At 35.2% G+C, this 13,685-nt stretch carries 13 protein-coding genes and 2 pseudogenes; 11 read left to right on the top strand and 4 right to left on the bottom strand.

The window, feature by feature from the left end; translation table 11 throughout:
• Window position 1 precedes the first annotated feature (1 nt).
• The 3 genes from K412_RS0104535 to K412_RS0104525 are packed head-to-tail and all read right to left on the bottom strand — an operon-like array spanning window position 2 to window position 2,469.
• Window positions 2-670 carry a response regulator transcription factor gene (locus K412_RS0104535; RefSeq protein WP_024832021.1) on the bottom strand — a complete coding sequence of 223 codons (669 nt, stop codon included), beginning with the start codon at window positions 668-670 and terminating at the stop codon, window positions 2-4.
• 18 nt (window positions 671-688) lie between these two features.
• Window positions 689-1,378, bottom strand: a complete 690-nt coding sequence (locus K412_RS0104530) for an ABC transporter ATP-binding protein (protein WP_024832020.1) — start codon at window positions 1,376-1,378, stop codon at window positions 689-691.
• Complete coding sequence (locus tag K412_RS0104525; RefSeq protein WP_024832019.1) at window positions 1,378-2,469, bottom strand: ABC transporter permease; 1,092 nt, start codon at window positions 2,467-2,469, stop codon at window positions 1,378-1,380. The genes K412_RS0104530 and K412_RS0104525 overlap by 1 nt, the downstream gene beginning before the upstream one ends.
• Before the next feature lie 233 nt (window positions 2,470-2,702).
• Between K412_RS0104525 and ygiD the strand changes: the two genes are divergently transcribed.
• From ygiD to K412_RS0104505, 3 genes are all read left to right on the top strand, one after another.
• Complete coding sequence (gene ygiD, locus K412_RS0104520) at window positions 2,703-3,473, top strand: 4,5-DOPA-extradiol-dioxygenase (protein WP_024832018.1); 771 nt, start codon at window positions 2,703-2,705, stop codon at window positions 3,471-3,473.
• Window positions 3,474-3,626: 153 nt separating this feature from the next.
• The gene (locus K412_RS0104515) at window positions 3,627-4,127 is read left to right on the top strand and encodes a hypothetical protein (protein WP_024832017.1); all 501 of its coding nucleotides are present in this window, start codon (window positions 3,627-3,629) and stop codon (window positions 4,125-4,127) included.
• 278 nt (window positions 4,128-4,405) lie between these two features.
• Window positions 4,406-5,713: a cytochrome c biogenesis protein/redoxin gene (locus tag K412_RS0104505; protein ID WP_024832016.1), complete on the top strand. Its 1,308-nt coding sequence runs from the start codon at window positions 4,406-4,408 to the stop codon at window positions 5,711-5,713.
• A 103-nt stretch (window positions 5,714-5,816) separates the two neighbouring features.
• Here K412_RS0104505 and K412_RS0104500 read toward each other — a convergent pair whose 3' ends face one another.
• Complete coding sequence (locus K412_RS0104500) at window positions 5,817-6,335, bottom strand: nitroreductase family protein (protein WP_024832015.1); 519 nt, start codon at window positions 6,333-6,335, stop codon at window positions 5,817-5,819.
• A gap of 337 nt (window positions 6,336-6,672) precedes the next feature.
• Here K412_RS0104500 and K412_RS0104495 point away from each other — a divergent pair, with 337 nt between their 5' ends.
• The 8 genes and pseudogenes from K412_RS0104495 (at window position 6,673) to K412_RS0104455 (ending at window position 13,684) form a co-directional block, all read left to right on the top strand.
• Window positions 6,673-7,284, top strand: coding sequence for a hypothetical protein (locus tag K412_RS0104495; RefSeq protein WP_024832014.1), 612 nt, complete (start codon window positions 6,673-6,675; stop codon window positions 7,282-7,284).
• A gap of 113 nt (window positions 7,285-7,397) precedes the next feature.
• Window positions 7,398-8,540, top strand: a pseudogene (locus tag K412_RS21650) (IS3 family transposase).
• Window positions 8,482-9,009: pseudogene (locus K412_RS0104480) on the top strand (transposase); the annotation flags it as partial. The pseudogenes K412_RS21650 and K412_RS0104480, both read left to right, overlap by 59 nt.
• Window positions 9,010-9,420: 411 nt before the next feature.
• On the top strand, window positions 9,421-10,428 hold the full coding sequence (locus K412_RS0104475) for an NAD-dependent epimerase/dehydratase family protein (RefSeq protein ID WP_024832011.1): 1,008 nt from the start codon (window positions 9,421-9,423) through the stop codon (window positions 10,426-10,428).
• A gap of 17 nt (window positions 10,429-10,445) precedes the next feature.
• A complete protein-coding gene (locus K412_RS0104470; protein ID WP_024832010.1) occupies window positions 10,446-10,904 on the top strand; it encodes a type II toxin-antitoxin system RatA family toxin in 459 nt (152 codons plus the stop codon).
• A gap of 39 nt (window positions 10,905-10,943) precedes the next feature.
• On the top strand, window positions 10,944-11,420 hold the full coding sequence (locus K412_RS0104465; protein WP_024832009.1) for an aromatase/cyclase: 477 nt from the start codon (window positions 10,944-10,946) through the stop codon (window positions 11,418-11,420).
• Complete coding sequence (locus K412_RS0104460) at window positions 11,417-12,370, top strand: SRPBCC family protein (RefSeq protein ID WP_024832008.1); 954 nt, start codon at window positions 11,417-11,419, stop codon at window positions 12,368-12,370. The genes K412_RS0104465 and K412_RS0104460 overlap by 4 nt, the downstream gene beginning before the upstream one ends.
• Before the next feature lie 45 nt (window positions 12,371-12,415).
• On the top strand, window positions 12,416-13,684 hold the full coding sequence (locus K412_RS0104455) for a beta-ketoacyl-[acyl-carrier-protein] synthase family protein (RefSeq protein WP_024832007.1): 1,269 nt from the start codon (window positions 12,416-12,418) through the stop codon (window positions 13,682-13,684).
• The last annotated feature ends 1 nt before the right edge of the window (window position 13,685 follow it).

The raw sequence follows: 13,685 nt of genomic DNA, 5'->3' as shown, positions 1-13,685 counted from the left end.
CCTATATTTTTGATTTATACCCTAGTCCCCGAATGGTAACAATTTCAAAGTCAGAACAATGTTCAAATTTTCTGCGAAGCTTCTTAATATGAGAATCGATGGTACGGTCATCCACCTCTGTGTCCAACCCCCATATTTCATCCATTAATTCTTGTCTTGTAAATATCTTATTTGGGTTACTCAAAAGCTTAAAAAGGAGATAGAATTCCTTAGGTGGCATTTCGTAGATTTCTTCATTAACCTTAACTGTCAAGGCATTATAATCAAGTAAGGTACTACCTACTACTAACTTTTTTTCATTTGCTATTTGAGCTCTCCTTAACAATGCCTTCACTCGGAGTACTAATTCTCTCATACTAATTGGCTTAACCATATAATCATCTGTTCCAGCACGAAATCCTTTTTCCATATCTTCAAATTGATTCTTCGCTGTTATCATTAGAATTGGAATTGTATATTCTGCATCCCGAAGCTCCTTAGCTAATTGGTATCCATCCATATTTGGCATCATTATATCGCTGATAATCAAATCGATATGTTCCTTGTCCAGCAGGGCTAGAGCTTGTTCTCCATCGTATGAAGTAAACACACGATAGGATTCTTGCTGTAACTTTGCACATATCATCTTATTTAGTATCTCATCATCTTCAACAACAAGAATGGAGAACATGCTATCACCCGCTTTCAATTAATGATTTACTACTTTTTTCAATTCAGCATTTTCTAATCGATATACAACATCCACAAGGTCTAATACTCTTTCATCATGAGTTACCATGATAGCTGCTTTATTGTGCTTTTTAACTTCTTTTCTAATTAATTCCACTACCTGTCGGCCTCTTGTTCCATCTAGGCTTGCTGTAGGCTCATCAGCCAGGATTATATCTGGATTATTCATAAAAGCTCTTGCAATTGCTACACGTTGTTTTTCACCACCGGACATTTTTGCAGGATATTTATTTGCACATCCTGACAATCCAAGGTCTTCTAGCATATCATCTGCATTCATTTTAGTTTTCCCATTCTTTTTATTCATATCAATTACAAATGTAAGCTGTTCTTTTGCTGTTAGAAAAGGAAGGAGGTGATGACTCTGAAATATAAATCCAATCTTTTCCCTGCGGATTTTAACCAATTTTTTGCTTTGCTTTTTTAAAACCTTTTCTCCGCCAACTACAACGCTACCATCTGTTGGTGAAAGTAATGCACCGGATATGGATAGAAACGTACTTTTACCTGAGCCGGAAGGACCAATAATTGCAACAAATTCACCCGGTTTTACTTCTAGGGAAACATTTTTTAATATGTTATTTTGTTGGTCACCATCTTGATAAGATTTTGATATATTATTTAACTGTAATGCATATTCATTATTCATTATTCATTTCCTCCTATAATTATAATCGGGTCTACTTTTGCAACTTTTCTTATGGAGACTAAACTGGTGAGTAAGGAGATTGCTATAAATACAATAGATATAATAATCACCATAGGCATTTCAAGAGCGAAGGGCATACTACTTGGGAGCATAGAGGCCATACCAACGGCAATAAGATTGCCGACAAGTACACCAAAAGCTGAAAGAATTAGAACTTGATGCATAATATATCTTGCAAGTTCTGACATCTTCATTCCTATGGCTTTAAGCACACCGAACTGTTTTTGCTTCTGAATAGTAATTACGTAGAAGAATACACCTAATACTGCTGCAGATATTATAACTAGTACCCAAAGAATCATTTTAATAGTTAACTGCTCAGCGGCGTACCCCGGAAGATTATCAATCACTGTTGCTTTATCTACCACTTCTAATCCTTTTATATTAATATTTTCGATATCCGAGCCCTGCACTGCGATTGCATTATACTTTTCAGTATAAGAAGAATTTACCTTCAGATTAAGAGTTGTAAATGTATCTGCTCCAATAAAGCCTACAGGTGAGTGACCATAAATCTCATCATGGGTAAAGCCTACTACTGTTAAAGAAAGTCCAGTTACAGAATCCTCTATTACATCTCCAATGTCTATATCTTTTTCCTTAAAGGAATCATCCAATAGAATTGGATACTCTGCTGAGGAATTTGATAATGCTGTCCCTTCAGTTGCATCCGGAGAAAGAAAACTTGATGGATTAATAACAAAATAGGTGATATCTAATTTCTGCTCATCCTCTAATGTGTTAATATTGGACCTCTTGATATTAAGATTTGTTACATTGTTACTTGTTTGAGATGCTACTTTTTCCAATACATCTGTGTTTATATTGGATATGGAGATTAATTTTTCGGCATCTGTACTCATTACGAAATACTCCGCATCTCTCTTTTCAATGGAGGCACTAATGGCCCAACCAAGTCCATTTGCCAGACCAGATAAAAATACAACCATAAATATCATCAGAATAAGGATGCTCTCTATTAATACATATTTAGATTTGCTATGCTTAATTTCTTTCCATGCTAGTTTCATAACTTTACCTCTTTCATAATTTTATTGTCGATGTACCTAATATAAATCCCGATTGTGACCTGAATATGACCAAAAAATAAATAACAGTAGTTAATTATTTAACTAGTGTTTCCCTCTATATATGAAATAAACGGAGACTGATTCGATAAAATTATTCGTTTTGGAAACAGAAAACCGGGGAAAGATGTTATTAAGTACAATATCAAATCGGTGAGCAAAAAGGAGATGACCATATGTCAAAAATGCCGATGGTGTTTGTAGGACATGGTTCACCTATGAATGCAATAGAAGATAACCAGTATACAAGGAACTGGAGAGAAATAGCAAAGAAAATTCCTAAGCCTGAGTCAATAATATCAATCTCAGCACATTGGTATACAAAAGGCACTAGGATTATGAATGAAGAGAATCCCAAAACTATATATGATATGTACGGATTTCCTAAAGAGTTATATGAGATTTTATATAATAGTCCCGGGAATCCAAAACTTGCCGAGCATACGAAAAGTCTAATAACCACTCCAAATATATTTGATAATACTTGGGGCATCGATCATGGTACTTGGTCTGTGTTGGTTCATATGTATCCCGAAAGGGATATTCCAGTATTTCAAATAAGCATAGATGCCACTGCGCCACCTGAGGTACATTTCAAAATAGGCAAGGAGCTAAAATCATTAAGACATCAAGGTGTTCTTTTATTTGGCACGGGAAATATTGTTCATAATCTGCTTTTAATTGACTGGGGAAGGCAGGACAATGGCTTTGACTGGGCCCATGAATTTGATGATTTTATTCAAGAAAATATAGAAAATAAAAAACATGAGAATGTTATTAATTATATAAGCTTAGGAGAAAATGCAAAATTATCCGTGCCTACGCCGGAACATTTTTACCCCATTTTATACATCCTTGGTGCTACTGACGGAGAGGACAAGATATCCATATTTAACAAGGGCTACACAATGGGCTCCTTGTCTATGACCAGCTACTTATTTGTTTAATAAATGGCTTAGTTAAATAGTAATATTTTACCATGCGGTGCCGTCATTATATTACTTGATTAGCTGTGGGTATGCAGGAAAAGTGCTTGAACAAAAAGAATAAAAAGTATAGTTGAAGAAAAAAGATAAATTTGAATTTATAGAGGGATAGATATGCTTGAAATTACAACTTGGATGGATGATTTTCTACTAGCTTTGCAGAAAAACTTCAGCCATAGAGTTTGGTTTGTTGGATTGCAGGGAAGCTATGGACGTGGGGAAGCATCTGATCTTTTCCAATTCTATAACGATACAAAGCCTATAAAGGGCAGCCTTGATGAGCTACTACCCAAAATAGATGCTAACGCCATTGACAGAGCAATTAAAATTGGCACTTGCAATATCTATCATGGATGCATCCATAATATGCTGTACGAAAAGAATAATGAAATTTTGCGAGGACTTTATAAATCTGCATCCTTTGTTGTGCAGGCCATCGCTTTCAAGGAAACTGGAAAATATACAAAACATCTAAGAAACTTAATTGAAGTTGTAAACCACAAGGAAAAAGAGATTGTTTCTACATTTTTAACTCTTAAAAACGGCGGTGAAGTGGAGTTTGATGCAATGTCGGAAGATTTGTTTAGCTGGGCAAAAGAATGGATTGTAAAATAAAAAGACAAAATATTGTTGCCACTGCCATTAAGTTCGATGGAACACTAGAGGATTACGCAGTTACAATGCAACTTTGGCACTTCAGAATTTGGGCTTTCAATACGTTATTAATATCACAGGCAGCTTTTTAGGAATCTCTTTCTATGAATATTATAATGACAAAATAAGTGGAAGAGAAAGCATTGCCACGGAATTCAATTTCACATAAAGTAAACAATAGCCTATGTGATTTAATCACAGTATAAAACCGGAATAGAAGTATTATGATGGAGGATTTTATGATTGGAAATTTAACAGGGACAAACAGTGTGAGTTTTATACTTGTATTTATAGAAGGAATATTATCCTTTTTTTCTCCTTGCGTAATACCACTAATCCCGGTCTACATGGGATATTTGGCAGGTAATGGGAAAAAGGTTTTAGAAGATGGTACTATTGAATATGAAAGAAAAAAAGTGTTTCTAAATACCATATTTTTTGTTTTGGGAATATCCTTCAGCTTTTTTATATTAGGTATGTCATTTACTGCTCTTGGTAGCTTTTTTAGTAGCAACAAGCTACTGCTTACCAGAATTGGTGGTGTTTTAATTATATTATTAGGATTATTTCAGATTGGAATTTTTAATCTTTCATTTTTGCAAAGAGAAAGAAAAATAAAGATGAATCTGCCTGATAAAAAGATGAATCCTGCTATAGCACTTGCTATGGGATTTACCTTTAGTTTTGCATGGACTCCCTGTATAGGACCTGCATTATCCTCTGTTCTAATTATGGCTTCCGGTGCAACATCATCAGTAATGGGCAATATACTTGTATTTGTTTATGCTATTGGTTTCTTAGTGCCTTTCCTGCTTCTAGGCTTGTTTACTACGCAAGTATTGAATTTACTAAAGGCAAAACAAAAGCTCTTAAAATACACCGTAAAAGTTGGAGGAGTTATTCTCATAATAATGGGTGTTATGATTTTTACAGGATGGATGAATGGTGTATCAGGTTATCTAAATTCAATAAGTAATAATCAACAGAATAATTCACAGGTAATACAAGATAAATCAGAATCGAAGAACACTTCGGACACATCAGAAAATCAGGCTACTGAAAAAGACGGCACATCGAGTGGGGAGAAGAGAGTGATTCCCGCTTTTGATTTTACCTTGACAGATCAATATGGCAAAAAACATAAGCTGTCTGATTACAAGGGTAAAGTCGTATTCCTTAATTTTTGGGCAACGTGGTGTCCTCCGTGTAAAAAGGAAATGCCGGATATTGAGGAACTATATAATAAATATAATCTGAACCGGGACGAAGTAGTATTTCTAGGGGTTGCTAATCCTAAAAGCGAGGAGTATCCAAACAATCAAGATGTTAAAAAAGAAGAGATAAAATCATTTTTAGAGGATAATAAATATACTTTTCCAACGGTATTTGATGAAACGGGAGAAATATTCAGAAACTACAACATATCAGCGTTTCCAACAACCTTTATGATTGATAAAGAAGGAAATGTTTTGGGCTATGTACCGGGAATGATGACGAAAGACATAATGATTAATGTAATTAATCAGGCTATACAGGCAACGGAATAAATCCAGGGTACCTGTGTTATAGGAGAGTAAGTCAGAACTATGTTGAAGTCGGTGATGAGATAGTTATAAGTCCTGCCAAACTGGCAGGACTTATAACTCATAATCAATACTCATCATAAAAAACCGTATCGGACAGAGGCTTGATATTGGAATGACTTGGAGATGGCTTTGCATCCTCCGCCGGATATCCCATAGCAAGAATACTAACAGGCTCATAATTATCCGGCAATTGAAATTCTTCACGAATAGCCTCCGGAATAAAGTGCATAACCCATGTGGAACCGATTCCCAGATTTGCGGCTTCAAGCATCATATGAGTTGTGATAATTGCAGCATCGATATCTCCGCTTGTTTTTCCGTCATATTCTCTTGTCCAGCAAAGTGACTTATCGTAACATGTGAGGATAGCAAGGGGAGCATTAAAGTGACAGACTGTACATTTTCTATATTTTTCTAAAGCCTCCTTGCTCTTAATTACCAGTATCTTCTGAGGTTGAAAATTACAAGCTGTAGGAGCTACCTGACCGGCTCGTAATATTGCATCAATCTTTTCTTGTTCAATCTCCTTATCTGCAAAGCTTCTTACAGAAAAACGTTTCTCCGCCAATTGTAAAAAGTCCATTACTTATCCCTCCCATAATTTTAGATTCATATGAATAAAGTCTACCATAAATATTGATTTTTGGAAATCTATTGAACAGGTTAAGAAAGATAAGAAATAGTTGGAATGTTTTTTTCTTTAAAATCATAAAATAGGTGAAAATGCAGAGCATTTTTAAGGAATTATATGGTATAATGTGGGAAAAGTATCCTGAGACTTATATCATTCTAAATCTTTTAATGATTAGACTTACTTTGTTATAATTAATAAAATATAATTGAAATAGGGATAAAGAGCACTGTGCAAAAATAGATTTATCAAGCAAAAGTAAAATGATATTACATAGGGAGAGGGTTAAATGGGAATTTTTAGAGAAATATTTGGACCAAGTAAAAAAGAAATCTGGAAATCATTAAGTGATCAAATTGGTAGTGAATTCGTAGAGGGTGGCTTTTTTTCAACGGACAAAGTTGTTGCTCAGGTAAAAGATTGGACTGTTACTTTAGATACGTATACTGTTTCAACAGGAAAATCCAGTACTACTTATACAAGAATGAGGGCACCTTATGTAAATAAAGACGGATTCAGATTTAAGATTTACAGAAAAGGTATTTTTAGTGAGATTGGAAAATTTTTAGGTGGACAGGATGTTGAAGTTGGATTTCCTGAATTTGACGAAGATTTTATTATTAAAGGCAATGATGAGCAGAAACTACGCACATTATTTTCAAATAGTAAAATCAGAAAACTGATTGAGTTTCAACCAAATATCAGTCTTGAAATAAAAGACGACGAGGGATGGTTTGGCAAAAGTTTTCCCGAAGGTGTTGATGAGTTATATTTTTGCGTAGCAGGTGTGATAAAAGATATTGATAGGTTAAGAGCTTTATTTGATTTGTATGCAGAAATTCTTAATCAGATGTGCTTAATGGGCTCGGCATACGAAAGTAACCCTTGCGTAGAACTATAACACAATGTAAGATAGGAAGTTCTCTTGAAGGCATTATCATTAATTCTAGTATGACCTTGCTCCAGTTTGATGGACACGAAGAATCCCTACATAATAAAAATGGAGGGATTCAAATGGGAGAACGAAGAAAATTTGACAAAGCATTTAAGGAGCAAGCAGTATTGCGAATTTTATCCGGTGAAGCAACTGTTAGTAAAATAACTGAGGAACTTAATGTTCATTATACTACAGTCAGGGATTGGGTAAGGAATTACAAAAATGATGGTAACAACGCCTTTCCCGGTAGTGGCAACTTGAAGCCGGAAGATGATGAAATCAGAAAACTTCGCCGTGAATTGGCTGATCTCAAAGAGGAAAACGAAATACTAAAAAAAGCCGCGGCCTACTTTGCGAAAAATCAGAAATAGTAGAGTTCAAGTTTATCTTTGAACATCGCTTCGTATTTCGGATTGCAAAGATGTGAAGCGGCTATTATGCTTATGCATCCAGAGGAGAGAGTAAACGAACCACTGAGAATCGTAAGCTACTGAAACCAATCAAAGAAATTCATGAGAAGAGCCGTAGAATCTACGGTGCACCTCAGATTACTAATAATCTGCCTGCTGACCATAAGGCAAGCAGAGTTCGAGTTGCCAGAATTATTAAAGCAAATGGTATCAGGTCAAAAGTAACAAAGAAATACTAGGCAACAACCAACTCAAAGCACAATCTACCAGTCGCTGATAACATATTGAATCAAAATTTCCACGGACAAACCCAATGAAAAATGGGTATCTGATATAACATACATACCAACAAAAGAAGGTTGGCTATACTTTGCAGGAGTAATGGATCTATACAGTCGTGGCTTGGTTGGCTGGGCTATGGATAGCCGTATGAAAACCGAGATTGTATCACCTGCTCTCAAGCAAGCCATCGGACGAACCGGAGCAAAGGAAGGATTGATAGTACATTCAGATCGAGGAGTACAATATGCTAGCAAAGAGTATCAGAAATTACTTGAAAAGCTCGGCTTTATCTGCAGTATGAGTAGAAAAGGCAACTGTTACGACAATGCACCAATGGAATCCTTCTGGGGCAAACTAAAAATGGAATGGCTGAATGATTATACCTTTAGTACTCGAGATGAGGCAAAAAAAGCTGTCTTTGAATATATAGAGTTGTTCTATAATCGTCACAGGACACATTCAAACAATACCTCAAACATACGAGATATGGAAGAAGAAAAGCTTCAAGAAAGATATCAGCAAGCGTGAAAATATGCATTATGATGAAGAGAAAGATGAGTATACGTGCCATAATGGAAAACAATTAAAAATGTCAGGAACAACTCATAGAAAATCAGCAACAGGATATCGTTCCGAGATTAGCATATATGAATGTGAAGATTGCAGTAATTGCCCCTATAAGTCTAAGTGTACAAAAGCCCAAGGAAATCGCAAAATGCAGGTATCTAAGACATTTGTAAAAAAGAGACAAAAATCTTATGAAAACATCTTGACGGAGAAAGGCATTCTTCTAAGGGTAAATCGTTCCATCCAAGTTGAAGGAGCCTTTGGAGTTCTAAAAAGTGATTACAATTTCAGCCGTTTTTTAACACGAGGGAAAAACAGTGTTAAAACCGAATTTATCCTGCTGTGTTTTGGCTATAACATAAACAAATTACACTCCAAAATTCAAAATGACCGATGTGGAAAAGAACTTCATGAAGTAAAAGCCTGCTAAAATTCCAACGAAATCTAATAGGCCTATTAAAGTGCGCTCAAATTCCACAAAATAGGGAATTAACTACAGAGTAATCAACAATTTAACATCTAAAAATATTGGAGCAAAAGAAGGGAGCACCGCTGACTACTTTTTAAGTAGTTTTGCGACACTCCCTTTTAGTATATTGATTTCGTAGCTTATTAGCCCAATCAACGATGATTTTATTTAACAGAGACTCAAAAAATAAAACATTTTCTCATAATAGTTGAATATTTTGGTTGACTTTAATTAATGAGTAATAACATAAAATATGCAAAAAAATAACTGGGATTTAATAAAATTAAAGGTAAAAATACTATATATTGTATTTTTTGACGAATTAAATATTAGTAATTACTAATTAAATTAAAAAGAAAGTAGGAAGTAGAAATGTACACGCTAATAACTGGTGGTACCGGATTTATTGGAAAGCGGCTAATAAAGAAGTTATCAGCGGAAGGAAGGCAGATCAAATGCCTTGTTAGAGAAAAATCTGACACTTCAATTATAGACTTTCCAGATGTTAAGTTTGTAATCGGTGATGTTAAAGACCCTGTCTCTGTGAAACTAGCCTTGGAGGACGTAGATGTAATTTATCACCTTGCGGCTAGAGCCCATCCTAGCCTTATCAAACCTTACAAGCATTATGAAGAAGTTAATGTACTAGGAACAAGAAACATACTTGATACTGCCATTTCTAGTGAGGGAATAAAGAAGATTGTCCTTATGAGTTCTATAGCAGCGACAGGTCCGTCAAGAGATGGAAAACTTCTTAATGAAAATAGTCCATTAAAACCAATAACAAATTACGGAATCAGTAAAGTTGAAGTAGAGAAGATTGCTAGTGAATATCACAAAAAATACAGTCTTCCTATTGTTGTAATACGTCCGCCTATGGTGTATGGAATTGGGGATAAGGACTGGGTTGGCTTCTTTAAGATGATTAAAGAGGCAAGTGTATCCGGTAAGTCACTACCTATACCTGGCAGCCATGAAAATCTATTTGATTTCTGTTTCGTTGATAACCTTGTAGAAGGGTTAATCGGAGCAGAGAAGAGTGAAAAAACAATTGGACAAACATACTTTCTATCAGATGGGCGTCCATACAAGATAAGTGAGATCTTATCAGAGATTACGAAATCCTTAAATACAGGATATCCTAAGAAATTTTGGCCAAAGTGGTGGACGATGACTTTAAGTACTATCCTGGAGGGGATTGGATATGTGTTTCGATTTGATCCACCATTAGCAAGAAGAGATGTTAAATGGATGACATCAAACTATTGGGTGTGCGATTGCACCAAGGCAAAAAAAGACTTCAGGTACAACCCAAAAATCTCTTTGGAAGAGGGGATAAGAAGGACATTAGACTGGGCACAAAAGCAAGGTTTAGTATAGGGGGGATAACCAGGTCTATGATGCATATGTTTGTAAATACACGTAAAATAGCTGCTAGTAAGGATAAGGCTTATGAGCTTATTGTGGATTCGGAAATGTGGCCAAATTTTATAAAAGAGTGTAAGAAAGTATCTATATTAGAGAAAAAAGGTAATTCATTTATAAGATACATGGAGAGTACTGTAAATGGACGCTTTATTTCAATGGAAACATATTGTGAATTGTTCCCAGATGAGTATAAGGTGAAATTTAGACAAATAAAAAGTCCATGGCCAATAAAATCAAATTCAGGGGAATGGTATGTACGTGAATGTAAAGACGGCACACTTGAGATGGTACTTATCCACTGCATTGAAGCTAAATACGGCTATATTGGAGATCTTCTTGTAAAACTTATAATAGGAAAACACTTTGTGTACAATCATGCTGAACTTGTTTTAAGTGAATTCAAACATAAACTTGAAAGTGACAATTAAGAATTGACGTTAAAGAATACATGAAAAGGGAGGTTAGTTATGCATTATACCGAAAGTACCATAGAAATAAAAGCAGATGCTGATGAAGTTTATGAAGCAATAAAAGATGTAAGCAGATGGCCAGAAATATTTCCACCATGTCAAGCCGCTAAGATTCTTAAGGCTGAAAAGAACAGAATAGAAGTTGAAATGACTGCAATTACAAAGAACAAAGAGTTCAAATGGAAATCGGAAAGAGTTTATGATGATGAGAAGAAAATTGTAACTTTTAGGCAATATGAACCGGCAAAGCCTTTAAAAAGTATGAAAGGTGAATGGATAGTTGAGAAGAAATATGGGAAAACCATAGTCCGACTAACACATACATATGAAGTTAAATTTAGGATTTTCAAAGGTCTTATATCGCACATAGCAAAGATATTTTTTATTGACTCTAATAGTGAAAGAGAGTTAAAAGGACTTAAGCTTTATCTTGAACGAAAGAACTGTGTTGTACAAGGAGATAAGATTACATGAAATTTAATCATCAATATTTTATACAAGCTCCAGTAAGTGAAGTCTATAAACGACTTTACGAAATAGAAAAGTGGCCAGATTTACTTCCTCATGTAGAAGAAATTAAGCCAATAGTTATTAATGACAAAGAGCAAAGAGTTATTATGACCATACGTAATTCAAATGGAACTGAGAGCATTGAAACTGTAAGAACCTTTGAAAAAGATAAGTACATAACTTTTAACCAACCAAAGCCTCCAAAACCGTTATCTGTACATAACGGAATATGGGTTTTAGAAAAGTTGAATAATGGAACATTAGTAAAATCAATACATGAGATTGATAATAACACTCATATAATAAGTCGCATAGTATCTTTGATTGCATGGAATCTTTTCATAAAGAAAAATAGCTTACTTACACTTAGGTCTATAAAGTTAGACCTTGAGTATTCAAATCATTCGATAACTAAAATAATTAAAAATTCATGCTTTGTTAATCATTCAATTGATATAAATCTATCAGTTAATGAAGCGTTTGAAACCATTGGCAACCCAGAACTTTGGCCAATTTTGTTTCCTACAGCAATCAATGTGAAGGTACTTAAGAGAGAACCAAACTTAATTGAATTTGAACTGAATGAATATGTAGGAAAGAATGTTTTTCCTTCTCATATACATTTTCATTTAGATAAAGAGAAAAAAGCTATTTATTATCAGCATTATCCACCTACGTTCCCAGTGAAATATATGGTGATTAGATGGATATTTAAAGACCTTGGGGATAATAGGTGCAGGTTCAGCATACTCAGGGAATATGACATAAGGATACCAATTATCGGTAAACTTCTTGCAAAAACTGTAGCAAAAAGGGTCATTAAACAGCACGTAGATGATTATCATAATGATTTACGTGGTTTTGTTAAGTCTGTAAATGTATTTAAGTGGGCAAAAAAATCTAATTGGCTATAATTGTAGAACAATCTAAAATGAAAGAAAATTGAGAGAGTGGAGTATATGAAAAAAAGACGTGTAGTTGTTACGGGGATGGGGGTAGTTTCCTCTCTTGGAATATCTGTTGAAAACTGGTGGGAAAACCTCATTAAAGGCGATAGCAAGGTTGACTATGTTGATAGAATAAGTCGACTTGGAGTAAGAGCATTAGGGGCAGAAATAAAGGATTTTAAATTCAATGAGCATTTCTTAGAACATGATACTTATGAAAAGTATCTAGACAGAAGTATGAAGTATGGATTTGTAGCTGCAAAGGAAGCCTATGATAAATCCAATATTGAAGCTGCAAGAGAGTTGTTTGAATCAGATAAATTTGGGGTTTATGTCGGTACAACAACTGGTGGTATTGAATCTGCTTATAATGAATCGGCAAAATATTTAGGAACAATAAACAACTCTGCAGTAAGTCCAGAAATTATCTATTCTTTTCCTCCGGCATCATGGCCGTCATTATTAGCACATTATTTTAAGGCAGATGGAATATTAAGGTCTATTGGGACAAGTTGTTATGCGGGTGGCGAGTCGGTAGGTAACTGCTTCAGAGATATAAGAGACGGATACATAGATGTAGCTATTGCGGGTGGACTCGATGCACCTATGGTTATAACAAATTATTTAAGTTTCTATATTATTGGAGCTACATCAAGATGGAAAGGAGAACCATCATCAGCATGCAGACCTTTCTCAAAAGATAGGACAGGTATGGTTTTTGGTGAAGGAGCAGCTTTCTTTATACTTGAAGACCTTGAACTGGCTTTAAAGAGAAAGGCTAAAATCTATGCGGAGGTGTTAGGCTATGCTGCAACTACTGATGGTGACCATATGGTTCATCCATCAGAACATGGTACAAGGTGGTCAGATGCTATTAAAATGGCTTTAAAAGAGGCAAATGTGTCTGAGGATATGATTGACTATGTAAGTTGTCATGGCACAGGCACACTTGCAAATGATAAGGCGGAAGTAAGGGCTATAAAACAAGCACTTGGTGAGCATTCAAAGAATATAAGCATTGGGTCAATAAAGTCCATGATTGGTCATGCATTCGGTGGAGCTACTGCAATTGAGATTGTACAACTCATAAAGAGTCTAGAGACAAAGATTGTGCCTCCAACAGTAAATTATGCTGAACATGACTCTGAATGTGACCTTGATTGCGTACCTAATAATGCTAGGAAACTTTCTAGGTGTAATGTAGTGCTTAAAACTGCTACAGGCTTTGGAGGATCTAATATGGCTATGGTACTTAGAAACTGGGAAGGGGAGTGCGATTAAC

It is taken from the genome of Ruminiclostridium josui JCM 17888 (genome assembly GCF_000526495.1).
Taxonomy (GTDB): Bacteria; Bacillota; Clostridia; order Acetivibrionales; family DSM-1351; genus Ruminiclostridium; species Ruminiclostridium josui.
This window is presented reverse-complemented; position numbering and strand designations above follow the sequence as displayed.

What these genes read in the sequence shown, in the direction of transcription:
- K412_RS0104535 (WP_024832021.1), bottom strand. Translation starts at nt 670, where the DNA reads ATGTTCTCCATTCTTGTTGTTGAAGATGATGAGATACTAAATAAGATG.
- K412_RS0104530 (WP_024832020.1), bottom strand. Translation starts at nt 1,378, where the DNA reads ATGAATAATGAATATGCATTACAGTTAAATAATATATCAAAATCTTAT.
- K412_RS0104525 (WP_024832019.1), bottom strand. Translation starts at nt 2,469, where the DNA reads ATGAAACTAGCATGGAAAGAAATTAAGCATAGCAAATCTAAATATGTA.
- ygiD (WP_024832018.1), top strand. Translation starts at nt 2,703, where the DNA reads ATGTCAAAAATGCCGATGGTGTTTGTAGGACATGGTTCACCTATGAAT.
- K412_RS0104515 (WP_024832017.1), top strand. Translation starts at nt 3,627, where the DNA reads ATGCTTGAAATTACAACTTGGATGGATGATTTTCTACTAGCTTTGCAG.
- K412_RS0104505 (WP_024832016.1), top strand. Translation starts at nt 4,406, where the DNA reads ATGATTGGAAATTTAACAGGGACAAACAGTGTGAGTTTTATACTTGTA.
- K412_RS0104500 (WP_024832015.1), bottom strand. Translation starts at nt 6,335, where the DNA reads ATGGACTTTTTACAATTGGCGGAGAAACGTTTTTCTGTAAGAAGCTTT.
- K412_RS0104495 (WP_024832014.1), top strand. Translation starts at nt 6,673, where the DNA reads ATGGGAATTTTTAGAGAAATATTTGGACCAAGTAAAAAAGAAATCTGG.
- K412_RS0104475 (WP_024832011.1), top strand. Translation starts at nt 9,421, where the DNA reads ATGTACACGCTAATAACTGGTGGTACCGGATTTATTGGAAAGCGGCTA.
- K412_RS0104470 (WP_024832010.1), top strand. Translation starts at nt 10,446, where the DNA reads ATGATGCATATGTTTGTAAATACACGTAAAATAGCTGCTAGTAAGGAT.
- K412_RS0104465 (WP_024832009.1), top strand. Translation starts at nt 10,944, where the DNA reads ATGCATTATACCGAAAGTACCATAGAAATAAAAGCAGATGCTGATGAA.
- K412_RS0104460 (WP_024832008.1), top strand. Translation starts at nt 11,417, where the DNA reads ATGAAATTTAATCATCAATATTTTATACAAGCTCCAGTAAGTGAAGTC.
- K412_RS0104455 (WP_024832007.1), top strand. Translation starts at nt 12,416, where the DNA reads ATGAAAAAAAGACGTGTAGTTGTTACGGGGATGGGGGTAGTTTCCTCT.